Origin of the sequence: Rhodoferax sp. U2-2l, assembly GCF_020594515.1 — a bacterium.
Taxonomy (GTDB): domain Bacteria; phylum Pseudomonadota; class Gammaproteobacteria; order Burkholderiales; family Burkholderiaceae_C; genus Rhodoferax.
In genome coordinates this window covers 13,045-38,194 of the sequence record NZ_JAJCTH010000003.1, presented here as the reverse complement: position 1 = coordinate 38,194, position 25,150 = coordinate 13,045, and the positions used below count along the sequence as shown (strand labels likewise).

Sequence of the window (25,150 nt, the reverse complement as noted above, 5' to 3'; positions counted from 1 at the left end):
CTAATAATGGCTTGTAGCCCTTTGAATCAAAGGGCTGGCAGCTACAAAAACAGTATTTAGACGCGGTGCCGCTCTTGCCGCGCCGCCAGCGTGCGGGCTGCCTTGGCGGGTGCGGGTGGCTGGCGGGGCAGCAGGCCTTGCAGGGCCTGCGGGTTGGCGCGGGCGCCGCTGCTGAGGTAGTCGGCCAGCAAGGCTTGGCGCACGGACTCGGGCGGCAGGCTCTGGCTCAGGTAGGCAAACAACGTGTCCACCAACAGCTCAGGCGTCAGCTGGTGGGTGCTGCCCAGGCGCTGCCACAGCCAATCCGACAGCAGCCAAAACCGCCAGAACGGCGACGTTTGCGCGGCAGCCTTTTCTGCCTCGGTGCCACCCAAGGCGCCCATCACCTCGGCGGGCGGTGTTTGCAACAGCAAAACCAGCGTCTGGGCAAAACGCCCCGAGTTGGCCAGCAAATCCCAGTAACGCACCAGACGCGTGAAGTGCAACACGGTGTCGGCATCGACCACGCCGGTGTGTTGCACCGTATAGGGCGGCTCGGGGTCATACACCATGCCATGCACCTCGGTGTGCCGCGCCACCGGTGCGCCGCGCAGGCGTTTGAGCACACCAAGCTGGATCTCGTGGGGGCCAATGACCAGCAGGCGATCAAACCCCTCGGCAAAACTGGCCAGCGTCTCGCCCGGCAGGCCAAAAATCAGGTCGGCATGGATGTGGGCGTGGCTGTGGGTCAGCAGCCAGCGCAGGTTGGCTTCAGACGCGGCGTTGTCCTGGCGGCGCGAGATGGTGTGTTGCACCTCGGCGTTGAAACTCTGCACGCCCACTTCGAGCTGCAACACGCCCGGTGGAAACTGCAGCAGCATGGCCTTGAGCCGATCGGGCAGGTGGTCGGGGATCACCTCAAAGTGCAAAAACAGCTGCTCGTTAGCCGGGGCACCTGCGGCGGGTAGGCGGTCTAGGAAAAACTGCAGGATGCGCACCGAGTGCTCGACCTTGAGGTTGAAGGTACGGTCGACAAACTTGAAGTTGCGCGCACCGCGTTGGTACAGCGCTTCCAGTTCAGTCAGCACCCGCTCCAGCTCAAAGGCCCAGGCGGTTTTGTCGAGTGAACTCAGGCAAAACTCACACTTGAACGGGCAGCCGCGTGAGGCCTCTACATACAGCAGGCGGTGCGCCAGGTCGGTTTCGCTGTATTCGGCATACGGCAGCGCGATGTCGGCCAGGTCGGGTTGCTCGCCGGGGATGATCTTCATCAAGGGCTGCGGGCCGTGGATCAGCGCGCGGCAGAGCTTGGCAAAACTCACGTCGCCCCAGCCGGTGATGACAAAGTCGGCCAGTTGGGTGATGGCTTGCTGAGCCGTCTCATGGCTGACCTCCGGGCCGCCCAGCACGACCTTGATGTCTGGCCGCGCCGCTTTGATCAGGCGCAACACCGCCAGCGTTTGCGTCACGTTCCAGATGTACACCCCAAAACCGACGATCTGCACCGCGCCCGTGGCCTCGCCCAGCGTGGCCAGCAGATCGGCCACCACCTCTTTGGGATCACGGGAAATTGTGTATTCGCGCAGCTGAGCCACATCGCGCAAACCTGGGCCGCCATGCCGGTCCAGATTGGCCAGCAGGTAACGCAGGCCCAGCGAGGCGTGGATGTAACGCGCGTTGAGCGTGGCCAGGACGATGCGCGGTGCCATGGTTCAAAGCGCCTCAGTCGCCACATTCAGCCACACCACGCCGGTTTGCTTTTCAATCACGATGCTCGCGCCGTCCAGCCGATAGGTGACTTGGCAGTGCAATCGCGGGTTGGACAACACCGCGGGGTTCAAGACGACATAGTTGTGCCCTGGCGCATAACGGACTGAGCCCGTCACCAGCCCGGGGTGGCCTTCGCGGTGCAACCGGGCACCGACCGACTGGGTGAAGCTGTAATCGGTTTTGTGCATCAGGCCGGGGTGCTGGGCGGTCAGAGGCCGCAGGTCCAGCAGTGCCGCGTCGCAGGCCACGTCATACAGCTTGCGCTCACCCACCACGGGCTCGTTTTCAAACCCGGCATCACGCAAAAACCCGTTGAACCAGTGGTAGGCCGTCTCGTACACCGAGGTTTCGGCTGAGTCACAGCCGTACCAGACACCGAACGACCCGTCAGAAAACCGGCTGGTTTGCCAGTGCTTGAACGGCCAGCCAATCGCGTTGGCCCAGGCAGCGTCTTCAAACGGGCGGTGAATCACGGGTGTTCCGGACTGATAAGGTGGGGGCTTGACCACATCTTCCACCTGCTGCGCCAGCGCCCACTCGGCCGGGTTGCTGCTCAGATCGTCAAACAGGTCTTGCGACGTGCCGATGGACACGATGTTGCGTATGACCGTGCGGTGAACGTCGGCCAGCTTCAGGTGGGCAAACAGGCTGTCCATCACACGCCGCGCGCACGGTCCAGGTAGGCGCGCACCATCAGCAGGCCGGCAAACCCCCAGGCTTTCACCACCTCCACCGGCGTCAGGTTGTCAAACGCCTTGTTGCGGGTGGACATCCAGCGGTAAGCCAGATCGCGGTTTTGCGGAAAAAGCAGGCGCAGATTTTTGTGGATACCCAGCAGGTGGCCAACGCGTTCAAACTGGTCACGGCTGGTGCCGATGGGTTCGCCCTTGCGGTAACGCGTGAGCGCGGCACGGTTGCTGGCGGCTATGCCCAACAGCGCGGCCTGATCCTCGGTGGGCAGCGCCCAGTGGTCCAGCAGGGACATCACCATTTTGGCCAGCGCGCCCCGGTCTTGCGAGACGGCGGGTTGTGGCTCAAGCACAGCGGTCATGTGGGGCTCCTGTGGGGCGATCAAATGGCGGCAAGGTTGCCATTCGTTTGTGACTATTAAAACACGAATTGTTTTAATAGTCACAGTTTGCGGCTTTGACCGCGCGGCAGGTCAGTCTTTGCCCGGATGCGTGCCGTCGATGTAGAGCCAGCGGCCGTCTTCGCGCACAAAGCGGCTGATCTCATGCAGGCGCGCGCCGCGCCCTTGCTCGCGCAGGCGGGCGACAAACTCGACCACACCGGCGTCGCCCGTCATTTCCGCATGGCGAATATCCAGCTCCAGCCATTTCACCGGCGGCAGCTCCAGCTCACCCGGTGCGGTGCTGGGGTGCCAGGTGGCCAGCAGGTAGTCGATCAGGCCCAGGCCGTAGGCGCTGTAGCGCGAGCGCATCAATGCCTCGGGCGTGGGGGCGTGCAAGCCCGCACGCCAACCGGCGTGCCATTGGCCACAGCAGGCGGCGTAGGTTTGGCCGCTGCCACAGGGGCAGGCGGCGCTGGCAGCGTGCGAAGACTTTTTCATGCTCGGCTTATTCCTGAAAGTACCAGAACCCGGCGTTGACCCACTCGGTCAGCTGGCGCACAAATTCCGGGTTGGCAAAACCACTTTGTAGCACGGCATAAACGGGCTCGTCCTGGTCACACAGCGCCAGCACCGCGTCCTTGCAGGCGGGGCCAAAGTCAAAGCGTTCACCGTCCACGTAACACACACCCTGCGCCACGGTTTCGTCCACATAAAAACAGCGCAGGCCACCGGTGCGCACCAGCGGCTGCTCTTGCAACATATTGATCAGCTCGGCCGCGTCCAGAGGTTCGTCCAGCGCCTGCAGGTCCAGCGCGCATTTGGTTTTGGAGAAGTAGCTGCCCGCAAAGTCGGCCAGCAGCGCATCGTTGTCCAGCACACTTTGCAGGTGGGCCTTGATGCGGGCAAAGTCAGCTTTGTCGATCTGGCCCTGGTGTTGCGCAATCGGGCGGTGCGGGTCGGTCAACAGGTGCTGGGCCTGGTCTTTGTCGATGGCGTAGTCGGCCAGGCCGCTGAGCATGTCGCAGGCCGACTTGGCGCGAAAGCCGACCGAGAAACTCATCGACTCTTCCAGCGTGACGCCGTCATGCGGAAAACCCGGCGGGATGTAGAGGATGTCACCGGGCAGCAGTTCGGTGTCGATGATGGCCTCAAACGGGTCGGTGTGTAAAAGCGCGGCATGCGCGGCAAACTGCCGGTGGTTGCCCACGTCACCCACGCGCCAGCGCCTGCGGCCGCTGCCCTGGCAGATGAACACGTCGTACAGGTCAATGTGTGGCCCCACACCACCGCCGGGCACCGCGTAGCTGATCATCACATCGTCGAGCCGCCATTTGGGGATAAAGGCAAAGGGTTTGACCAGCTCGGCCACCTCGGGCGACCAGTGGTTCACCGCCTGCACCACCAGCGTCCAGCCGCTGTCGCCAAAACGTTCGAACGACTCAAACGGGCCAAACTCGGCCTGCCATTGCTCGCCTTGTTTGTAGACCATGCGCGACTCGACCTCGTCCTCGCAGGCCAAGCCAGCCAGTTCGTTGGGGGAAATCAGGTCGGCCCAGGCTTTGAAGCCCTGGCGGATGACCACCGGCTTTTGCTGCCAGTAGTGGGCCATGAAGTGTTCGAGGGAGAAGTCAGAGAGGTGGAGTTTGAGCATGCGCGGGAGTATCGGGGCTGCCAGCCCCGCGCCGCGTGGTGCCGGGTTGCGCCAAATCAAAGGGCATGCAACTAGCGCCCCCCAAAATGGGGCGACATCATTTCAGGGACGGAATACACAAGATGGCGACACTGATACCGGCGCTGGGCGCCTGCAGCTTTGACAGCACGGGCGAGCGCCGCCTGGCCGGGCGGCTGGAGCAAAAGCTCGACGACGACTACCTGCTCTGGCACAACGTCCCCATTGGCCCCAAACAAACCCACCCCGACTTTGTGCTGCTGCACCCGCGCCGCGGCCTGCTGATTCTGGAAACCAAGGACTGGAAGCTTGACACCATTCAGCACGCCACCCGCCAGCAGTGGACCCTGCTGGAGAACGACCGCCCCAAGGTGCTCATCAACCCGCTGGCGCAAGCCCGCCACTGCGCCATCCAGGTGGTCAACGCGCTGGAGCGCGACCCGCAGCTGGTGCAGACCAGCGGCGCCCACCAGGGCAAGCTGGCTTTTCCGTGGGGCCACGGTGTGGTGTTCACCCGCATCACGCGCAAACAGTTTGAGAGCTCCGGGCTGGGCGAGGCCATTGAGCCGCACTACGTGATCTGCAGAGACGAGATGGAAGAGTCTGCCGACCCAGAGGCTTTTCAGCAGCGGCTGTGGCAGATGTTTCCCCACGCTTTTGGCGGCGCCTTGAGCCTGCCGCAGCTGGACCGCGTGCGCTGGAATATGTTCCCGCAAGTGCGGGTGCAAATCCAGGGCGCCTTGTTTGACGACAGCGACCCCGACGCTGAGCTGCCCAGCATCATGCGGGTGATGGACCTGCAGCAGGAGCAACTGGCCCGCAGCCTGGGCGACGGCCACCGCGTGATCCACGGCGTGGCCGGTTCGGGCAAAACCATGATCCTGGGCTACCGCGCCGAGTATTTGGCCAAGGCCTGCACTGCCAGCAGCAAACCCATCCTCATCCTGTGTTTTAACGAACCGCTGGGCGTGAAGTTGCACAGCACGATGGTGGCCAAAGGCCTGAGTGAGCGCGTGCATGTGCGGCACTTTCACAAATGGTGTCGTGAACAACTGGTGGCATTTGGTCAAACCCTGCCCGCCAACAACCTGCCAGTGGACACCAAGATGCTGGAGATGGTCCAACGCGTCATCCACGCGGTGGACCGAAAGCAAATCCCCAGCGGCCAATACCAGGCGGTGCTGATCGACGAAGGCCACGACTTTGCGCCCGAATGGCTCAAACTGGTCACCCAAATGGTGGACCCCGCCACCAACAGCCTGCTGGTGCTGTACGACGACGCCCAAAGCATTTACGAGCGGGCGCGTGCCAAACAGTTCAGCTTCAAAAGCCTGGGCATCCAGGCCCAGGGCCGCACCACCATCCTCAAAATCAACTACCGCAACACCCAGCAGATTCTGCAAACCGCCAGCCTGGTGGCGGCAGACCTACTGACCGCCAACGACAAAGACGACGACGCTGAAAATGGAGACGGTGTGCCGCTGGTGAAACCCATCAGCTGCGGGCGCAGCGGCGAGGCCCCGCTGATCATCCGGCTGCCCAGCCTGCGCGACGAGGCCTACGCCATAGCCGACAGCCTGCGCGCCGCCCACAACGAAGGCCACGCCTGGGGCGACATGGCCATCCTGTGCCGCGACTGGCAGACCATGGACCTGTGCGCCACAGCACTCCATCAGCGCGGCGTGCCACACAGCGTGCGCAAACGCACCGGCGACTTCCAGCCCGCTGCCGACCACATCCACGTCATGACCATGCACGCCAGCAAAGGCCTGGAGTTCCCGGTGGTGGCCCTGCCCGGCGTGGGCCACATGCCCGCACCCGGTGAGCCCGAGAAAGACGAGGCGCGGCTGTTTTATGTGGCGGCGACGCGGGCGACGCAGAGGTTGGTTTTGGGGGTGGGGGGAGATGGGGGCCTTGGGAAGAACTTTTAAAGGACCAACAGGGAACCGCAGTTTAAAAACTAATATATTTTAGGGAGTAAAAATATGAAAACAAACGCAATTGAAGTAACTGATTTCCGAGGATTTCCAGCAGGTTATCAATATAGGCCGCACACTTGCAAAGAATTCACTAGATTATTAAAACTCGGATCGGAGAGTAACGTACTTTTTATAGAAGCTCGGCCAGGGATTGGTGCAAGTAGTCTGTGTGCCGAGATTTTTGAATCTCTTGATAGTCCGGCTGTTCTTCTCACTATTGAGGCAGGAAGTAGAGCTGGATACTCCATCCCAATACTTCTTAGTCAAGCTATTCGCCAAGCGAATTTACAACTAGGTATTTCGAGTGAAAACGTAGCTGGTGAAAATTCCGTCGGTGAGTGGCATACCCTACTCATGAAGTTGCAACGGCGGGCACGTAGCGCAAGAACGCAGCTGTACATAATAATAGACGGCCTATATCAAATACCTATCGAGGATAAAAGATATCTTCAGGATGTAGTAAAGGATGTTTTGTCATTAGGCGTAGCAGGTATTGCCCATATCATAACTTGGTCCGAGGATTCAAAATTTCCCGATTTTATTAATTTCTCCAATGCCCGAAGAGTAGCTGTGCCTGCACTTAGCGACAACGAAGCAACAAGTTTTCTTTTAGCTAACGGCATAAACGGTGATGAAGTAAAAGAGATAATTTTATCGACTGCCTGTGTTCCAGCTAAACTTGCTTCTGTTGTTCGTTTAAGTCAAAATGGCACTCTGGATATTTCAAAAATTAAATCATCACTAAGTGATTTTTATGAGTTAGAGTGGGCAACTCTAAAGTCGAAATCAATAATTACAGAAAATGAATTAGAGTTAGTATTCTCCTTCTTTATTTACTCAAAAAGACATTTATCCATCCCCGAACTTGCTGATTATGCTAAAGTAAATATTTTAATTCTGAAAAAGCTCTTGGAGAAATCTGGGTTTGTTCGAATTAATGATACTGAAGTGGTGTCGCCAGCGAGCAATACGCATCGGGCTTTTCTGATGGAAAAGCTACTATTTAATAGAGATTATGTTATTGGTAAGTTCGTTGAATCTTTATTGAATAACGTTGCATCGCCAGAATCTGTCCAACTGCTTCCAAGTTATTACGAAGAGTTGGGGAGAGATTCTGATATTGTTGCCGTACTTACACCAGAAAATCTTGACTCATTTCTTGGCGAAACCCAGTCACTTGCTGCTCTACGGCGTCGCACAGAATTAGGTTTTAATGCGGCAATCAGCTGCCATATGGAAGTCGAGGCCTATCGCTTCGCATTGCAAACTTCGGTGGTCCGCAGTTTGGAACTGAGCGACGACAATGAGTCAAGGTTGGCAGCACTAGCTGCGACTGACAGACTAGATGAAGCCTTAAATCTCGCACTGGGCAGTCCGACAAAGGAAGAGCGACTATTACTGCTGGCTCAGTATGCGAAGGCATTGTTTGCCAGAGGAATTCAGGTAGATCAAACAATTGCAGATGGCATCTCCTCATTGATAAGAGATGTTGACCTATCTGCTGATCGAGAAAGGGCGCTGGCGATTGCAGAAAAATTGGTTGGGCCATTGCCAGATCAAAGCATTGCAATTGTTGAACAGGCATCTGGTGGTGCCAAGGATTATCAGGATGCAGCATTCACGCATCTGGTTTTGAATAGCCAAAAACAGCAATCGACCGGTCAGCAAGTTTCTTTGGAAAAATATCGGACAAGAATTGCAGATTCAGATTTACAGGGGTTTCTTCGTGCAACTGAGGCTGTTTTTGGGGAAAAGTCCGCAGATGAAATTAAGGGTTCCACGGCTGGCCTTGATGGTCGTCAGAGGTCGTTTTTTCTAAGGCTATGGATAAGATCACATACAACTGATCCAGAAGCTTTAGATATAGCAGACTATGCATTAGATGAAGTTGCAAGGGACACAGCTTACCTACCAACTGCGGCAGATCTCATAGATATTTGCTCTCCGTTAGCAGATGCTGTTGATATTGAAAGAGCTAAACTAATACTGGGGCGTGTCGAAGTTCAACAATCGGCCTTACTTGACGCCACACCAACCATTGACAAATATCGACTAGAGCTAGAAATTGCCCGTGCTAAAACAGCGTTTTGTATATCAGATGTTGACGAGGCACTAAGCGATATTTTTCTTCGTATTGGTTATCTTGATGATGATGGTGTAAGGCTTGAATGTTTTTCCTGGATGCGGTCAACGCTGGAGCAGTTTAGCAACGCACCTGAAAGCGTAGTAACATGTTTTCGAAATTTATTGAATGATAGTATTCAAGAAACTACAGAAAAATGTTTGAGCACAACTGCAGAGCATTTAGATGTATTTAGTGGTGCCGTTACAGCATTGACTGAATATAGTCCAAAGCAAGCCATCGATTTAGTTGCAAAGCTGAACATTCAACCCCGTAGAGATAAAGGATACAGGCTTTTCGCAGAAAAGCTTCTAACGAGAAGATCTGTAGTACCTATTGAGATGGCACTTCTTTTGCGAGCATTAAACTCAATAGTTTCTAAAAATATTCGCTGGACAGCCACCTTCAATTGCTTGAGCCTTGTGGCAAAGCGCAAGCCTTTATTTGATATTTCACCAACTGGTCTAATTGCTTTTGGGAAGGCGTTGAAGATCCCTTAGGTCGCGCTCTAGCACTTACTCAGATTGTTTTAGTCGAAAAACACTATTCTCTAGTTTCCAACTTAGACAAAACGATATCTGAATTTGATGAGGCAGTTACGCGAATTGACCAACGCTGGTTGGTGCCCGAAGTATGTTTCAAGTTTGTGGAGGCGATAGCTAGCGTAGATAAATCGATCGCTAGCAAGAGGCTTTCTAACTTTCAGAAACAGATAAAAATTCAACCCATACCTTCACTGGAATATGAAGAACTAATTGCCGAACTCGCAAGACTTACCATAGTTTCCTTCGCTGGCACTTTGAATTACAAGAATGACTCAGACGAGTCCCTTATGTCTGTAATTTCGATTATTAATGAGTCAGCTTCAGCAATAAGAAGATCAATACTTTACTCTGATCTTGCTATGCGTGCATATACATATTGTCGAAAAGATATCCTTGACAAGATATGTGAGCAATGTCTCTTGCCTTTAATCAGAGCCTCAGAGTCCGAAGGTTCTTACATTTACCATCGTGTAATAGAATGTTCATTCGTCGCGCTACATCTGCATAACCAGTCATTCGCAAATAATCTCTTAAACCCTATTGAAAATGACAGACAGGATGATTGCCGCCAAGAGGCAGTACTTTTCTATGTCACCGGACATACAACGCATGAGCCTCATGATGATAACCTGTTGCGCAATGCAAAATTAACGTGGCAGGCAGCTACTACTACTGTAGATTTGATTTTAGATATATCGACAGATAGCGCAATGGTTGCATCGATACAATATTTCGTACATTCGTGTCTTGCTAGATCTAGCGTTAACGAAATAAATGCAAGTCAGCGAGTTGGATTGGCCGGGCGGGTTTTAGAAAAAATAGCTCGAGATCTTCCAGATCTAAAGAATATTAAACACAATGGTTGGAAGATTATTGCTAAAGCCCTATGTTTCAAGCTTAAAGATGAGTCAAATTCGAATGCGTGGAAACAGCTGATAGTCGAAGCAGAAGCAGTCCCAAATACTTCAGATAGCGTATATGTTCTAAGCTCCATAGCACCGTGCTTCCCTTCGAGATTGTCCGCTGAAAAGTTGGCTTTAATGAAGGAAGCAGAGCGCCGACTAGCTTCAATTCCATCGAAGGTTGACCGAGTAAGACGGTCTATTTCAATGTCCAGTGATTCCTTTACGGCTGAAACTGAAAATGCGATCGCTAAGCGACTGTTGATTAAGGCAATGAAGGATTCTCTTTTACTCAGAGATAGTGAGGCAGCAACTGAATCACAACGGGACATTATTGATCAAGCGTACCAAATCGATAAAGATTTCGCAGAAGATCTAATTAAGCAAATTGACGATGACCCAGCCAGATCACGTGCACTTCGGTTGGCTAAGGATCGACTTAAAACGAATAGAGTAAAAGGTGCCATGCTTGAGAAACGCTATGATGATCCGGGCATGAACGCACGTGATATTGGTGCTGTTGGTTGGCAAATGCTTGGTGGTTTGAATGCGAACAAACAACAGGCTCAAAGACAAGAAGAAATTGGTCAACTTATGGGTCGAGTTTTAAATACCAGCATTCAGCAATCATTGGGTTTTTATTGGTGGTATCTAAGAAATATTCAAATCAAGTATCAGCATAGCGCCAATCAATCTAAAGCTGTTTTACCACCAGTTTTTGAGGTAACGCGTTTGGCGGCATTACTAACAATTAAGCTTGGTAAGCGCATTTGTGGAATTAGTAATATCAATCTGGAAAAAGATAATTTAGATCACGATAACTTACTTATTGCATCAGGATCGCGTGAATTGGCTTTGACCCATATTAAATCTTGGCTCGATCAATGCGATAACAAAGAAGTATTATTGTGTGATCCTTATTTCAAGCCTTTAAATCTTGATTTCATTAAAGATCTTTATTTTCACAAGGATGTATTGTCGTTCGTCATCCTTTCTTGCACTTCCGAGATTTCATCTGGAGATTTAGATTGCGAGTACAGTGCAGCGTGGGCGGACATTGCTCATGTTGAACCACCACCTTTAAAAATTGTTCATGTTTATTTTGACGGCGTGAAATCAAAGTCAACAATCCATGATCGTTGGCTTTTATGCGGAAACAGTGGATTGCGTATTGGTACATCTATAGGAACAATTGGAACTTCAAAACTTTCGGAGCTTTCTCGTCTTGATGAAGGCGAGGTAATGGAAATTCGCAAGGCGTTGACACCATTTCTAACGCTTAATGAACGCTGGCTCGAAGGTCGCAAATTGAAGTACCGTGTTGTTCAGTGGTGAAGATAACCTTGCACAATAGATTAATAGTCCTGGTGGTGATGCTATTTCAAAAATTGGATGTTTGATTGATTTTAATAAGGTCATCAGTATTTTTTTTTGTAACTGCAACTGGTTCATCAAGAACTCGTCGAAAGGACAACAAGAACGAGGGGGCCAGCACAATGGGACCAGGCTCGAATTTCTGCCTTGGTCAGACACTGGCCCCAGCCGTGTTCAGCTACTGCATGGATCGAAGAACTCAATTCGGCAACCGTGCATATTGCATGCAGCAACAAAAAGACTTTCCAGCTGTGCGCTGACGCGGTTCGAAGGATTGGAGTCGTGTTCGACTTGGTGAGGAAGAAACGGTCTCACTCGCGTCGTTGCTAGTGATGCGACCAGTCATCGCTATTTTAGTAATAGCTGCTTTCGCATATTTCACAATGGCTACAGCCCTATTTAACCAACAAATACCCTGTGCTCCGCCCACCACCCTCCAGCCTCCCCAGCACGCCACGCGCCAGCAGGTCGTTGATGTCGCGCAGTGCCGTGTCTGCGGAGCATTTGCCAATGGCCGCCCATTTGGCGTTGGTGAGCTTGCCTTCCATGCCGTCCAGCACACGGTTCAGCACCAGCGTTTGCCGCGCGTTCATTGGGGTACCTGCCCAGCGTTGCCAGAACTGGGACTTCATCAGCACGCCAGCCAGCATGCCTTCAGCACCCTGCACGGCGCGAAGCAGGCAGGCCAAAAACCAGTCCAGCCACGGCGTGACGTCCAGCGTGCCGCGCTGGGTGGCTTCTAGCTGGTCGTAATACTGTTTGCGCTCGCGCTGAATTTGGGCGCTGAGGCTGTAGAACCTTTGGGCCGTGCCCTCGGCGCGCGCCAGCGCCATGTCACCCACGGCGCGGCTGATGCGGCCGTTGCCGTCGTCAAACGGGTGCAGGGTCACCAGCCACAGGTGGGCCAGACCGGCGTGGATGAGGGCGTCGCCCACGGGGGCGGCGTTAAACCATTGCAGAAAAGCAGCAGTCTCTGCGGGTAGTGCGGTGGCGGGCGGCGCCTCAAAGTGCACTTTTTCTCTGCCCACGGGGCCGGACACCACTTGCATGGGGCCTGCGGCGTCGTTGCGCCAGGTGCCCACCTGGATGCGCACCCGGCCGATGAAGCCGGTGGGGAACAGGGCCGCGTGCCAGCCAAACAGGCGCTCTGCGGTGAGTGGCTGGGCGTGCTGCTGGGTGGCGTCCAGCACCATGTCGACCACGCCGTCCACGTTGCGGTCGGCGGGGGCCAGCGCGCCAATGTCCACGCCCAGCCTGCGGGCGATGGAGGAGCGCACGGCGTCCAGGTTGAGCGCCTCGCCTTCAATGGCGCTGGTGGTGATGACTTCTTGGGTGAGGGCTTGCAGCGTGGCCTGGTCGCGCTGCGCCAGCCCCAGCTCGGCCATGCGGCCCGCCAGATGGCCCTGCGCGCGGTGCACCTGCGCCAGCGGCGCGGCCAGCGCAGCCGCGTCAAACCGCCACTGCGGCCAGTCGGGGCGCTGCCAAAGGTAGGTGCGCCGGGGTTGGGGTCTGTCGGTCAACATGCGGTGATTATGGGGTTTATTCACCGCTCTATGTGCGGCAAATAAAGGTGGCATTCGCCGCGCCGGGTGCAGTGCATGCACGGTGCAAGCATCAGAGTCCACACAATTACTTTATTTTTAATAGCTGTTTGCGCATATTCAACGTGGGCTAGAGGCCGATTTGACATAAAACCCTGCAGCAATAACTCGTTCAGCAAAGCTGGGGTTTCAACCTTACAGCGCAGGTGCGCGCAGCTACCGGGTACATTGCCCAGCGACACGGCGGACCCGCCTTTCTCCCTCCCCAACACTTACAGGAACACTTTATGACCAGCGCTATGTACACCCACTCGGTTCCCGTCTTCAAGCAGATGCTGACGGCTTTGAAAACCATTCTTGCGCAGGCAAGCGACTACGCTGGCGCCAGGTCAATCGAGCCTGACGCCTTGTTGCAGGCGCGGCTGGCGCCCGACATGTTTCCGCTGGTCAAGCAGGTGCAGATTGCCGCCGATTTCGCGCGTGGTATCTCGGCACGACTGGCGGGGGTGGAGGTGCCAAAGTTGGAAGGGCAAGAAAAGAGCTTTGCCGATCTGGATGCGCTTTTGACGCAGACCCTGGCCTTTTTGGACAGCGTGAACGCTGCGCAGTTTGAAGGCAAGGAAGGCGCTGAGATCGTCTTGCGCCCCGGCACGCCGAAGGAGAAAAAACTCCATGGGCAGGCCTACCTGGCGAACTATGGTTTGCCACAGTTCTTCTTCCACGTGACGACCGCCTACGACATCCTGCGCCACAACGGCTTGCCCATCGGCAAGCGCGATTTCATGGGCGTGTATTGAAGGCAGCCGGGGAAGGTTCAGGCGCCAGGCTCACGGTTCTTTTTTGATAGCTGCTTGCGCATATTCAACAAGGTCTAGCGGCCGATTTGGCGTATAAATACGTGCATTGTCCAACCCACCCCCAAAAGGCCACGCCATGCAACTCGGCTACACCATCCTCTACGTGCCAGACGTGCCCGCCACGCTCAGGTTCTATGAAGCGGCCTTTGGGCTGACGACACGGTTTTTGCACGAGGGCGGCGACTATGGCGAGCTGGACACCGGCAGCACCACGCTGGCGTTTTCAGCCCACCGCCTGATGCAGCAGCTGGGCAAGAACCCGCAGGCGGCCAATGCACACGCGCCCTGTTTTGAGATTGCGTTGTGCACGCCCGATGTGCCCGCCGCGCTGGCGCAGGCCGTTGCCGCCGGTGCCACGCCCATGCGCCCGGTCGAGGTCATGCCCTGGGGCCAGACCATCGCCTATGTGGCCGACATCAATGGCTTTCTGGTGGAGTTGTGTACGCCGATGGCATAGCTGCTTCAAAAGCAATAGCTGCTTGGGCAGTATTTTTGAGGCTAACGGCTACTTCCTCCTTCAAACATCAACCGAATCCGCCTCCGCCTCGGGCCACAGCTGCGGGAACATGAAGCGCAGCGCATGCTGCGGCAGGCCGAAGCGCACCTTGCCTTGCGGCGAGTCGGATTTGAGCAGGCCGCGTTTGACGAGCGCGCCCAGTGCATCGGTGGCGCTGCGCTCGCCCATGCCCAGCATGGCTTTGAAGTCGCCACGCGGCATTTCTTCGCCGCTCAAAAACAGGTAGTGCAGGCCGCGCAAGGCCTCGGTGCGCACGCCTTGTTTGCGCACGGTGGCCTCAAACACCAAGCAGGCTTCGATGCGGGTTTTGATGGTCTCAAAGTCCAGCAGGCCGGCCATGAAGCGCACCTGGTCCAGACAGGTGTCCAGAACGTAGTCGGCCCAGGCAATGAGAGCCTGTTCGCTCAGGTTGCCGCGCCCGTCCAGGTCGCCGCGGCGCAGGCTGTCGGCATCCGCCAGCAGCGCGTAGTAGCGCTCGGTGCTGCGGGCAAAGCCGCGCAGGGGTGACCACAGCCCGCCGGTGTAGCCTTGTGCCATGAGCCAAGTGTGGGTGTGCAGGCGCATGACGCGACCATTGCCATCGATAAAAGGGTGAACCCAGCCCAGTCGTTGGTGCGCACAGGCCAGCGCCACCAAAGCCGCCTCGCCCCGGCGCACACCGCCATAAAAGCCAGCCCAGCGCTGCAAAAACACGGGCACGCTGGCATGTGCTGGCGCCACATGCTGACCCACGCGCACATCGCGCTGGCGCAGTGCACCGGGAACAATGGCCTCTTGCTCGGGCGCGAACAAGTCGGCAGCAGGCAGGCTGGCCAACAAGGTGTGGTGAATGTCTTGCAGCGCCTCTGGCGTATACAGGCTGGCAGCGCCTGCGGGGCCAGGGTAGCGCTGCTCCAGCGCCTGTTCGGCTTGTATGTGGGCGATGGCCAGGCGCTGTTTGGCGGCCAGCGCTGCGTCCTGTGAAAAGTCTTGCCGCAGGGCCTGGTCGATTTCGTGCGGGCGGGTGTGTTGCCCCTCAATGCGGTTGGTGTAGTACGAGTTCATGTTGCGCAGCAGGCTGCGCAGTTCCAGCGGCACACGGGTGCCCGCCAGGGTGGTGGCCAGACGGGACAGGTCATGCGCCTTGGCCAGCAGAGGCTCCATGCGGGCATCGGCGGGTAGCAGGGGTTCGAACTGGTGGACTTGGGTGTACATCAGACTATTTTGCCAAGTTTAGTTCTTTTGTAAAGCATTGATTTTTAATAGATTTAAATCTATTTCACCAACGTTTTTGCCAATCTATCTTCCAACCTGCCGTTGCACCGTTCGGGGCTGAACTGGTTTTGCTTTTTTATAGCTTCATTCTGATCATTCACGATGGCTACAGCCCAATTTGGCCAACAAATACTTCGTACTCCGCCCCCTACCTTCCAGCCAGCCAACCCGAACGCCCCCAGCTTTGAGATTGCGCTGCGCACCCCCGATGCGCCCGGTCGAGGTCATGCCCTGGGGCCAGACCATCGCCTATGTGGCCGACATCAATGGTTTTCTGGTGGCGTTGTGCACGCCCGTGGGCTGAGCCATGTCGCCATGGGTATTGATGCAACCTCGATAGCTGCTAGCCCTTATTCAACAAGGGCTAGCGCTCATTTTTTACCCAATGCCAGGGTTTGAAGCGGCCCTCGCGCTAGTTGCACTACACCAGCAGCCGCGAGTGCCCGATGCCGCCGCCTTTCTCGACCCGGATCTGCGCCGTGATGCGCTCTTTCATGGCTTCCACATGGCTGATCACACCAATCATCTTGCCGCTGGCGTTGAGTGAGTCGAGCGCGCTCAGCGCGATCTCCAGCGTGTCGCCGTCCAGCGAGCCAAAGCCTTCGTCCAGAAACAGCGAGTCGATCGAGGTCTTGCTGCTCACCAGATCTGACAGCGCCAGGGCCAGGGCCAGGCTCACCAAAAAGCCCTCTCCCCCCGACAGCGTGCGGGTGTCGCGAGCCACGTCGGCTTGCCAGGCGTCCACAATTTCCAGCTCCAGCTCACCCGTGGCTTTGCGGCGCAACAGGTAACGCCCATGCAGGCGCGCCAGGTGCCGGTTGGCCAGTTGCAGCAGGTGGTCCAGCGTGAGGCCCTGGGCAAATTTGCGGAACTTGTCCCCTTTGGCCGAGCCAATCAGCCCGTCCAGCCGCTGCCACAGGTCCGACTCGGCGCTCTGGCGGCTGATCTGCGCCAGCAAGCTTTCCTGGTTGGCCTGCAACTGGGCATCGTTGGCCAGCAGCGCGCGGTGGGCGCCGATCTGCTCGCTGTAGCGGCTGCGTTGGGCTTCCAGCGCGGCCAGGCTGGCCGCCAATTCATCAGGCGTTTGTGTTGTCAAGGCTTGCGCGTGCAGATGAGCGAACTTGTCTTGCGCCGCCTGCCAGAGCGCGCTGCTGCGCGCTTGTGCGCCCAGCAGGCTGTCGCGCAGGGCCACCAGGCGCTGACGCTCTGGCTCGGGCAGGCGTGCCGCTTCAAACGCTGCCAGATCGGCAAACGGGCTTTGCCGCAGCGCTTGCTGCCAGGCCTGTGTGGAGGCCTCCAGCGCGGTGGTCTGCTCGGTCAGGCTGGCTTGGGTTTGGGACAGGCGCCCGGCCAGGTCGGCCAGCTTGCGGGCCAGGTGGCCGATGGTCTCAACACAGGCGGCGAAGGCGTCGGGCAGCGCAGTGTCAGAGACCGAGACCGCTTCAGTGGCGGCACTGGTTTGCCCTCCCGGGGTGGTTTGCAGCACCGCCCAGCGCTGCGCCCAGGTGTCGGCCTGTGCTTGCGCCGCATCGGCTTGTGCTTGCTGGCGGGTGAGGGTCTGGGCCAGCGTTTGCAGCTGGGTTTGGGTGCTGCGCCACTGCTGCCATTGCGCCTCGCGCTCAGCGAGCCACGGCAGCACGTCTGTGGGCAGGGTGTACCCGGCTTCCTCCAAAGAGGCTTGCAGCGTGGCGAGCAGCAGCGCGGCCTCGGCCTGCAGCTGGTTGATGTCTTGCACCAGCGCCGCTTCGCTGGCCTGTGCGGTGTGGGCGGCCTGCTGCAACAGCGCCAGCTGGTGCTGCGCCGCCTGGCAGGCCTGGGCGCATTGGCTGGTGAGGCTTTGCGCCTGTTGCACCCGCTGTTCACCGGCTTCGGCAGCCTGCAGCTGATCAGCGAGTTGGGCCAGGGCATGGGCTGCGGCTTGTTGGCCTGCCAGCAAGGTATCTGTGTTTTGCCAGTCGTCTGCCGTCAGCGGCGGCTGGGCGGCCACGGCTTGGCGGGCGCGGGCCCAGCTGGCTTGCCATGTCTGCAAAAGCTGTTCGGTTTTGGCCTGCTGCGCCTGGCGCTCGGCCAGCATGGCTTTGCAGCGCTCCAGGCTGGTGGTCAGGCTCTGGCCTTTGGCCTCCAGCGCCTCCAGCTCGGCTTGTTTGTCTTGCAAAGCCAATTGGGTGGCCGACACGTCGAGCGCCTGGTAGGCGGTCAAACCGGGGTGCTCCGTGGCGCCACACAGGGGGCAGGCCTCGCCGGGCTGCAGCGCCTGGCGGTGCTGGTCCAGGCTTTGGATGCGGCGCTCTTGCTCAAGCAGCTTGTGTTTGTCGGCCACTTGTTCCTTGAGGGCCTTGTACTGGTCGCGCAGGGTCAGGCGCTGGGCTTCCTGCTCGGTGAGGGTGGTCTGGCCTTGCTGAATTTCGCGGCTCAGCACGCTTTGCTGGTTGGCCAGGTCGCGGCGCTGGTGTGCCAGCTGGTCCACCTGCTTCCAGCCCATCAGCTGGTCTTGCGCCGCCTGCCAGCGTGCGCGCATGGCGCTGGTGCTTTGCCCGCCCAGGCGCTGCTGTTGGGCCGCTTGGGCACTGCGCAGTTCGGCCTCGGACTGGGCTTGCGCCTGCACCGCGGTTTCCAGCTGCTGGCTCTGGCGGGTGATCTCGTCGTTGCGCTGGGTGTTGAGGGTTTGCAGCTTGTGCAGGGCGGCTTGCTGCGCCACGGCTCTGTCTGTTAACTTATGGTGCTGCTCAAACTGCGCCCGCCAGGCGCCCAGACGCTCACCCAAAAACGCATGCTGCGGGTGGGCGTTGTGATGGTCAAGCAGGCGTTGGTGTTCGCCCTGTGTCTGCGCCAGCTGGGCCTGGGCAGCCCAGGCGATGCGCTGCGCCAAGGTGTGGGCCTGGGCGTGTTGGTGGTGGTGCGCCGCCGACTCGCGCTCATGCTGGACTTGCAAGCTGGCCAACAGCGTTTGGCTGCTGCTGCAAGTGGCCTGCGCCTGCTGCAGGGCCTGGTGCAGCGCCAGCAGGGCTTGTGCGGGTTCGCTGTCGGCCAGGCGCTGCAGCTCTGGCGCGGCCGCTTGCACCGCTGCTACGGCTGCGCGGTGGGCCGCTTCGGCCACCTCCAGCTCGTGCTGGCGGGTGGCCAGGTTGATTTGCCATTGGCGTTGCGCCTGGGTGGACGCGGCGGCTTGTTGCACCTCGGCCAGCGCCTGGGTCCACTGCTGGATGTCGGCCTGCATGGCCTCGCGCTGCGGGTCGGACAGCCGCTCAACCCCCTCGGCCCGGGCTTTGAGCTGGTCAAGCTGTTGTTTGGCCAGGCGTGCTTGCTCAAACACTTTGCTGGATATCTCGCCATAAATCTCGGTGCCGGTCAGCTCTTCGAGCAACTCGGCCCGATCGTTGGCGCTGGCATTCAAGAAGGCGGCAAAACCGCCCTGCGCCAGCAGCATGGACCGGGTGAAGCGCGCAAAGTCCAGCCCGGTGATGTCGGCCGTGCGTTTGAGTTTGTCGGTGCTTTGGTTGCTCAAGATGGTGCCCAGCCCGGTGGCCGGGTCCACGCTGGCCAGTTCCACCTTGGGGTTTTGCAGCTCACCGTCAAGCTTGTCGCGGGCGCGGCGCTGGCTCCAGAAGGCCCGGTACACCGCCCCTTTGACCTCAAACTCCACCTCGGCCAGGCAGTCGGCGGTGTGGCGCGTCATGATGTCGTTGGCCGATTTGGACACACTCTTCAAGCGCGGGGTCTCGTGGTAGAGCGCTAGGCAAATCGCGTCCAGCAGGGTGGACTTGCCCGCCCCGGTGGGGCCGGTGATGGCAAACAAGCTGCTCTGGGTGAATGGCGGCTGGGTGAAGTCAACCGCCCAGTCACCCTTGAGCGAGTTCAGGTTTTTCAGGCGCAGTTTGAGGATTTTCATGAGGCGTCCTCGGTCAGGCTGGCCAGCACCGCGCGAAAGCGCTGGCCCAGGGCGTCTTGCACGGCGGGCTCCAGGTCTTCTTGCGCCAGCCGCCGGGCAAACACCTCGGCCGGGCTGAGTTCGTCCAGGGTTTCCAGCGGCTGGCCCGCCAGTGTGGCGGCGGTGCTGGCGCGTTGGCGGCGCACCCGCAGCACCTCAACCGGCAGGCCTTGCGTCATCTCGCTGATGCGTGCGGGCAGGTCGGACAGGTAGTCGTCATCAGCCACGGTCACTTCAAGCCAGACCGGCTGCTCGGCCGTGCCTTGCGCCGCAACGTCCTGGATGGCGGAGGCCAGCGTCATCAGGTTGCCACTCACCGAGACCATGGCCTGGAAGCGGGGCACCGGCAGCGCGGTGATGCCAGCCAGGCCGGTGGCGTCCAGGTCCACCAGCAGCACTTCTTTGGTTTGCCGGGCCTCGTCAAAACCGAGCGGGATGGGCGAGCCGCAGTAGCGAATGTGGTCCAGGCCGCCCACTTTTTGCGGCTTGTGGATGTGCCCCAGCGCGATGTAGTCGGCCGCCGGAAAAGCCGCGGTGGGAAAGGCATCGAGCGAGCCCACGTAGATCTCGCGCACCGACTCATTGCTGCTGGCTCCCACGGTGGTGAGGTGCCCGGTGGCGATCAGCGGCAGCGTGCGGCCCAGCGCCAGTTGCAGCTCGGCCTGCCGCGTTTTGCCCGCCGCAAACACCGCCTGGTAATGGGCCTGGATGGCCGCCTGCATGGACTGCTGCTTGTCTTGTGCGCTTTGGCCGGCCTGGCTTTGCAGCACATCACGCGCACGGATGAAGGGCACGGCGCACACGATGCAACCCGGTTCGGCCGGTGTGCCGCGCTTGGGCAGCAGCACCAGCTGATCGGCAGGGGGCTGGACCTCGGCCACCACGGTGGCGCTCAAAAAGGCCAGCAAGGCCCGGCTTTCGCCCAGCGTGGCCACCGAGTCGTGGTTGCCACCCAGCAACAGCAGCGCCACCCCGGCACGGTGCAGCTGCACCACCAGGTGGTTGTAAAGCTCGCGTGCGTAGCTGGGTGGGGCGCCGGTGTCAAAAATATCACCCGCAATGAGGACCGCGTCCACCGCATGCGTTTCCACCTGAACCAGCAGCCAATCGATCAGCGCCTGGTGTTCGGCCTGGCGGCTCTTGCCCATGAAATGCTGGCCAAGGTGCCAGTCTGAGGTGTGGAGGATGCGCATAGAGGTGGGTGGTGGGTGACCCAATTGGGCACTACAAACTGCGCGGTGGCGTCTGCTCGGTGGCTGGGCTGAGGCTGCTGGCGGGTGGCATGGCGGGCGTGGGCGCTTGCCCGCCCTTCCAGCGCCGGACCACCCGCTGGAAGATCAGCGCGTTGGGAATCTGCAGCAGCGTGCCCGGGGTGGGGCTGTCACTGTCTTCGAGCGAGGTGTAGAGCAGGTTGATGTCAACCACGCGGCCACGGGCGCCGGGTTTTTCGGCCACGTCCAGCAGCTCGATGCTGTCACCCAGGCGAAAGGGCCGCACGGTGAAGATCAGGAACGCGCAAAACAGGTTGGAGAGCACGCTCCAGGCGGCAAAAAAGGCCACCGCACCCACGGTGGCAAAGCCGGTGAAGGCGGTCCACAGCACCGTCGCCGATACCCCTAAGCGCTCCAGCACCAGCATCAGGGCCGAGATCATGATGGTCCAGCGCAGCAGGCCTTTGAGTGGCATCGTCAGCTCGACCGGCAGCAGGTAATGCCGGCCAACGCGGTTTATCGCCCGGCGCAGCAGGTATTGCAGCAACCACGCCACCAGCAGGATCAGCAGAATCTGCAGGCCAGGAACAATGATTTCCAGCCAGTCGCGTGTCCAGTCGGGCAGGTAGGAGGTAAAGGGTCGAAGCATGGGGGCGGTCAGGGCGGTTGCCAGAAAGCCCGCATTTTCCATGCATCGGCCGCAACACCCCGACGGGCCTATGGGCAGGGCCACTTTGAAGGGGCACTGTGCTGCAGCGCCACGCCATCGGGCGGCCGGTCTTAAACTGAAATCCACCCACTCTGGAGACCCGCAACCATGAGCATTCAGTTGCAACGCAAGCCAGGCACCGCGCTGGCCCAGACCCTGCACATCCGCGCGCATGCGCTGTCTGCCGATGTGTCCGCCGCCGAAGGGGGTGGGGACGAAGGCCCCAGCCCGCACGACCTGTATGACGCTGCCCTGGGTGCCTGCAAGGCACTCACCGTCATGTGGTTTGCCAAGCAAAAGGGGTTCGCGGTGGACGAGGTCACAACCACCGTGGAGCGGGCCGCATGAGCGCGCCGCAGCTGCTGGGTGCCCATGGCCACGACCTGGGCGGTGGTTTTGTGGTGCGCCGCCTGTTGCCAGCCGCGCAACGCCAGGCCGTGGGGCCGTTCCTCTTTTTTGATCACTTTGGCCCGGTCACCGTCACACCGGCAGACAACCACGATGTGCGGCCACACCCGCACATTGGCCTGGCCACGCTGACCTATTTGTTTGAGGGTGTCATCATGCACCGCGACAACCTGGGCTACAGCCAGCGCATCGAGCCCGGCGCCATCAACTGGATGACCGCGGGCAGTGGCATCGTGCACTCCGAGCGCAAGCCCGAGGCCGAGCGCCACAGCACGTACGTCAACCACGGTCTGCAGCTGTGGCTGGCGCTGCCGCAAGACCAGCAGGAGGTGCCTGCCAGTTTTGTCCACACCCCGGCCAGTGCCATCCCCGAGGTGCAGGACGGCTGCGCCCAGGTGCGTGTGCTGGTGGGCCAGGCGCTGGGCGCCGAGTCGCCGGTGCAGCCTTGTTCACCTACGCTGTATCTGGATGTGGCGCTGCCCGCCAACGGCCAATGGACGCTGCCCATGCTGGCCGAGGAACAGGCGGTGTATGGGGTGCACGGGGCGCTGGCGCTGGACGGCCAGCCACTGGCGCCCCATACCTTGGCCGTGCTGAGCGAAAGCACCGTGCTGCAGGCCGGGCCAGAAGGCGCCCGCCTGGCGGTGGTGGGTGGCCAGCCGCTGGGGCGGCGCTTGATGTGGTGGAACTTTGTGGGCACCAGCAAGGCGCGTATTGAACAAGCCGCGCAAGCCTGGGACACCGGCGATGGCAGCCAGGGCATGGCCCAGGTGCCGGGTGAGACCGAACGAATTCCGTTGCCCGAGCGCAGACAAGTCAGCGCGAATCGGGATGACTTTTAGCAACTGGCGCGCGACGGCGCATCAGCCACACACTTTCGGCGCTGTAAACCACCAAGGCGGCCCAGATCAGGTAAAAACCAATCGCGCGTGTTGGCTCAAAGGGCTCCCCGTACAGCCACACGCCCGCCAGCATTTGCAAGCTCGGTGAGATGTACTGCAGGATGCCCATCGTGGCCAGCGGAATGCGCCGGGCGCCAGCGGCAAACAGCAGCAGCGGAATGGCGGTCAGCGGCCCGCCCAGCATCAACCAGCCCAGGGTTGCGGGGTCACCTTGCACCAGCGCGCCCTGGCCGTGCCAGGCCCACCAGGCCAATAGCCCCGCCGCCATAGGCAGCAGCATCACGGTCTCCAGCGTCAGGCCCTCCAGCGCGCCCAGTTGGGCCACTTTGCGCAGCAAGCCATAAGTGCCAAAGGTCACCGCCAGCACCAGGGCCACCCAGGGCAATCGGCCTGCCTGCAGCGTGAGCCACAACACACCGCTGGCCGCCACGGCCACCGCCAGCCACTGCGCCGGGCGCGGGCGTTCGTGCAAAAAGACAAAGCCCATCGCCACATTGACCAAAGGCAGGATGAAATAGCCCAAACTGGCATCCACCACGTGGGCGTTTTGCACGGCCCACACGTACACCGACCAGTTGGCGGACAGCAGCAGCGCCGACAACCCAAAGGCCATCAGCACACGCGGTTGGCGTGCCACATCGCGCAACCAGGCCCAGCGCTTGAGCACCAGCAACACACCCATCAGAAAAACAAATGCCCACACCATGCGGTGCATCACCACCTCCACCGCATTGACCTGGACCAGTTGCTTGAAATAAATGGGGAAAAGGCCCCAGGCCATGTAGGCCAATGCGGCGTAAAGCAAACCAGGATTCATAGAGGGCAGGCAGCCGGGTGACGGGCTTTGAGGGGGAGGGCTCAGAGTCTAGTGGCTGATGCACAACATGATCAGCGCACAATGGCTTTGAAAGGATCTCTGGCATGCGCCGCCGACATCTGATTCCCCTTGCCCTGTGTCTTCCTCTGAGTCTGTCGCCAAGCGGTCTGACCTGGGCCGCGTCGACCGATGCCGAGTCGCCATCGGATGGCGAGCCGCAAGCACTGCCGCAGTACAAGGTGTCTGTGGTGGTGTTGCAGCAAGCCGTGGCGCAACGTTTTCCGCTGCGCTACCCCGTCCAGGGCTTGCTGAATCTGGATATGCAGGCGCCGCGTTTGACGCTGTTGCCAGCGCAAAACCGCCTGGGCGCCGAGATCGACCTGGTGGCCGCAGGTCCGGCGCTGCAGGGCAGTCACCCCGGCACGCTGGCGCTGGACTTTGCGCTGCGTTACGAGGCCAGCGACCTCAGCGTGCGTGCCCACCAGCTGCGTTTTAAACGGCTGAGCATGCCCAGCCTGCCGCTTGGCGTGGTGGCGCTGCTCAACACCTATGGCCCGGTGTTAAGCGAGCGTGCCCTGTTGGAGGTGGTGCTGCATCGCCTGCAGCCCCCTGACCTGGCCCTGCCCAGCAGCATGGGCATGCAGCCCGGCAGCATCACCGTGACTGACGCCGGGTTGGTGATTGGGTTTGTTCCCAAACCACTGAGCGCGCCCTGAAACCACCCGCGTACCCGCAGCGCGTGGCGGCCCTGGCTTATCTCTGGCTTATCTCTGGCTTATCTCTGGCTTATCTCTGCCTTATTCCCGGTCGCCGGATTGGGCAGAAGCGGCTTGCTGGGCCGCCGCATTCAGCACCGCGTCCCAGTGGTGTTGGGGGATGTGGCCGGTCAAGCGCTCTAGCACCAGCTCAATCACGTCGGTGGTGATGTCGTGGCCCAGGTAGGGAATGACATCTGCCGTGAGATCTGCCCCCAAGGCCACCAGCTGCTCTGCAGCGGCCACACAGTGCCCGTAGTGGATCACCGGGTCGGACTTGCCGTGGATGAAATGCAGCGTGGTTTTCTCGGGCGCATGGGTGGGTAGCCGGGCATACCGCCCCGACAAGGCGACGATGCGCCCGGCCAGACCGGCATGGGCCTGCGCGGCCTCCAGCGCCATGATGGCGCCTTGTGAAAACCCCAACACCGCGGTGGCGCCGGGCTCAACCCCGCTGGTGTGTTGCCAATAACGCAGGTTGTGGAGGAAGGCGGGCATGGCTTGTGCCACCCGCTCGGGGCGGTTTTCGTCAGTGATGCCTTGCACCGAGAACCACTGGGCACCGCTGGCGCTGATGTCGCTGGCATAGGGGGCGTGCACACTGACGATGAAAGCAATGGGGAATTGCAGCGCCAGTTGCTGCCCCAGCGGGACCAGCTGCTGGGCACTGGCGCCCACACCATGGTGCAGCACCAGGAGTTGCTGGGCGGCTTGGCTGGGTTGCTGGATGAGGATGGATTCAGGCACGGTGGGGCGTTGCGCGGTAGTCCGCTACGGGTTGGTCAAATGGCATGGCAGTTTAAATGCCTGCGGCTGCAGCCCGTGCAACCGCCATGGCG

The 25,150-nt window shown here is 59.3% G+C and carries 20 protein-coding genes; 8 read left to right on the top strand and 12 right to left on the bottom strand.

The window, feature by feature from the left end:
* Nucleotides 1-56: 56 nt before the first annotated feature.
* The 5 genes from LHU53_RS03400 to LHU53_RS03380 all read right to left on the bottom strand — a co-directional run bounded on the left by LHU53_RS03400 (nt 57) and on the right by LHU53_RS03380 (nt 4,472).
* Nucleotides 57-1,688 (bottom strand): B12-binding domain-containing radical SAM protein, encoded by a 1,632-nt coding sequence (locus tag LHU53_RS03400; protein WP_227330680.1) that lies wholly within the window; start codon nt 1,686-1,688, stop codon nt 57-59.
* A 3-nt stretch (nt 1,689-1,691) separates the two neighbouring features.
* Nucleotides 1,692-2,405, bottom strand: coding sequence for an RES family NAD+ phosphorylase (locus LHU53_RS03395; protein ID WP_227330679.1), 714 nt, complete (start codon nt 2,403-2,405; stop codon nt 1,692-1,694).
* A complete protein-coding gene (locus LHU53_RS03390; RefSeq protein ID WP_227330678.1) occupies nt 2,405-2,800 on the bottom strand; it encodes an antitoxin Xre/MbcA/ParS toxin-binding domain-containing protein in 396 nt (131 codons plus the stop codon). The genes LHU53_RS03395 and LHU53_RS03390 overlap by 1 nt, the downstream gene beginning before the upstream one ends.
* Nucleotides 2,801-2,911: 111 nt before the next feature.
* Nucleotides 2,912-3,319 (bottom strand): YchJ family protein, encoded by a 408-nt coding sequence (locus LHU53_RS03385; RefSeq protein WP_227330677.1) that lies wholly within the window; start codon nt 3,317-3,319, stop codon nt 2,912-2,914.
* Between the two features lie 7 nt (nt 3,320-3,326).
* Entirely contained in the window at nt 3,327-4,472 is a 1,146-nt protein-coding gene (locus LHU53_RS03380) for a cupin domain-containing protein (RefSeq protein ID WP_227330676.1), read from the bottom strand.
* 122 nt (nt 4,473-4,594) lie between these two features.
* Here LHU53_RS03380 and LHU53_RS03375 point away from each other — a divergent pair, with 122 nt between their 5' ends.
* From LHU53_RS03375 to LHU53_RS03365, 3 genes are all read left to right on the top strand, one after another.
* Nucleotides 4,595-6,421 carry a DEAD/DEAH box helicase gene (locus LHU53_RS03375; RefSeq protein WP_227330675.1) on the top strand — a complete coding sequence of 609 codons (1,827 nt, stop codon included), beginning with the start codon at nt 4,595-4,597 and terminating at the stop codon, nt 6,419-6,421.
* 54 nt (nt 6,422-6,475) lie between these two features.
* Nucleotides 6,476-9,091 carry a hypothetical protein gene (locus tag LHU53_RS03370; protein ID WP_227330674.1) on the top strand — a complete coding sequence of 872 codons (2,616 nt, stop codon included), beginning with the start codon at nt 6,476-6,478 and terminating at the stop codon, nt 9,089-9,091.
* 332 nt (nt 9,092-9,423) lie between these two features.
* Entirely contained in the window at nt 9,424-11,373 is a 1,950-nt protein-coding gene (locus tag LHU53_RS03365) for a hypothetical protein (protein ID WP_227330673.1), read from the top strand.
* 434 nt (nt 11,374-11,807) lie between these two features.
* Here the strand turns inward: LHU53_RS03365 and LHU53_RS03360 are convergent, their stop codons facing one another.
* Nucleotides 11,808-12,935 carry a Fic family protein gene (locus tag LHU53_RS03360; RefSeq protein WP_227330672.1) on the bottom strand — a complete coding sequence of 376 codons (1,128 nt, stop codon included), beginning with the start codon at nt 12,933-12,935 and terminating at the stop codon, nt 11,808-11,810.
* Nucleotides 12,936-13,240: 305 nt separating this feature from the next.
* Between LHU53_RS03360 and LHU53_RS03355 the strand changes: the two genes are divergently transcribed.
* Nucleotides 13,241-13,750, top strand: a complete 510-nt coding sequence (locus LHU53_RS03355) for a DUF1993 family protein (RefSeq protein ID WP_227330671.1) — start codon at nt 13,241-13,243, stop codon at nt 13,748-13,750.
* A gap of 136 nt (nt 13,751-13,886) precedes the next feature.
* A complete protein-coding gene (locus tag LHU53_RS03350; protein ID WP_227330670.1) occupies nt 13,887-14,267 on the top strand; it encodes a VOC family protein in 381 nt (126 codons plus the stop codon).
* Between the two features lie 60 nt (nt 14,268-14,327).
* Here the strand turns inward: LHU53_RS03350 and LHU53_RS03345 are convergent, their stop codons facing one another.
* The 4 genes from LHU53_RS03345 to LHU53_RS03330 form a co-directional block, all read right to left on the bottom strand.
* The gene (locus tag LHU53_RS03345) at nt 14,328-15,521 is read right to left on the bottom strand and encodes a Fic family protein (protein ID WP_227330669.1); all 1,194 of its coding nucleotides are present in this window, start codon (nt 15,519-15,521) and stop codon (nt 14,328-14,330) included.
* A 481-nt stretch (nt 15,522-16,002) separates the two neighbouring features.
* Entirely contained in the window at nt 16,003-19,470 is a 3,468-nt protein-coding gene (locus tag LHU53_RS03340; protein WP_227330668.1) for an AAA family ATPase, read from the bottom strand.
* Complete coding sequence (gene sbcD / locus LHU53_RS03335) at nt 19,467-20,702, bottom strand: exonuclease subunit SbcD (RefSeq protein WP_227330667.1); 1,236 nt, start codon at nt 20,700-20,702, stop codon at nt 19,467-19,469. Before sbcD ends, LHU53_RS03340 begins: the two co-directional genes overlap by 4 nt.
* Before the next feature lie 31 nt (nt 20,703-20,733).
* Nucleotides 20,734-21,369: a mechanosensitive ion channel family protein gene (locus LHU53_RS03330; RefSeq protein WP_227330666.1), complete on the bottom strand. Its 636-nt coding sequence runs from the start codon at nt 21,367-21,369 to the stop codon at nt 20,734-20,736.
* 168 nt (nt 21,370-21,537) lie between these two features.
* On the opposite strand from LHU53_RS03330, the gene LHU53_RS03325 reads away from it, so the two are divergent.
* Both LHU53_RS03325 and LHU53_RS03320 read left to right on the top strand, forming a co-directional pair.
* Complete coding sequence (locus LHU53_RS03325) at nt 21,538-21,777, top strand: OsmC family protein (RefSeq protein ID WP_370632212.1); 240 nt, start codon at nt 21,538-21,540, stop codon at nt 21,775-21,777.
* Entirely contained in the window at nt 21,774-22,679 is a 906-nt protein-coding gene (locus LHU53_RS03320; protein WP_227330665.1) for a pirin family protein, read from the top strand. The genes LHU53_RS03325 and LHU53_RS03320 overlap by 4 nt, the downstream gene beginning before the upstream one ends.
* Here the strand turns inward: LHU53_RS03320 and rarD are convergent.
* Nucleotides 22,654-23,556 (bottom strand): EamA family transporter RarD, encoded by a 903-nt coding sequence (gene rarD / locus LHU53_RS03315; RefSeq protein ID WP_227330664.1) that lies wholly within the window; start codon nt 23,554-23,556, stop codon nt 22,654-22,656. The genes LHU53_RS03320 and rarD overlap by 26 nt on opposite strands.
* Nucleotides 23,557-23,660: 104 nt before the next feature.
* Between rarD and LHU53_RS03310 the strand changes: the two genes are divergently transcribed.
* Complete coding sequence (locus LHU53_RS03310; RefSeq protein ID WP_227330663.1) at nt 23,661-24,272, top strand: DUF1439 domain-containing protein; 612 nt, start codon at nt 23,661-23,663, stop codon at nt 24,270-24,272.
* An 81-nt stretch (nt 24,273-24,353) separates the two neighbouring features.
* On the opposite strand, the gene ypfH is transcribed toward LHU53_RS03310, so the two are convergent.
* Nucleotides 24,354-25,058 (bottom strand): esterase, encoded by a 705-nt coding sequence (ypfH, locus tag LHU53_RS03305; RefSeq protein WP_227330662.1) that lies wholly within the window; start codon nt 25,056-25,058, stop codon nt 24,354-24,356.
* Nucleotides 25,059-25,150: the final 92 nt, after the last annotated feature.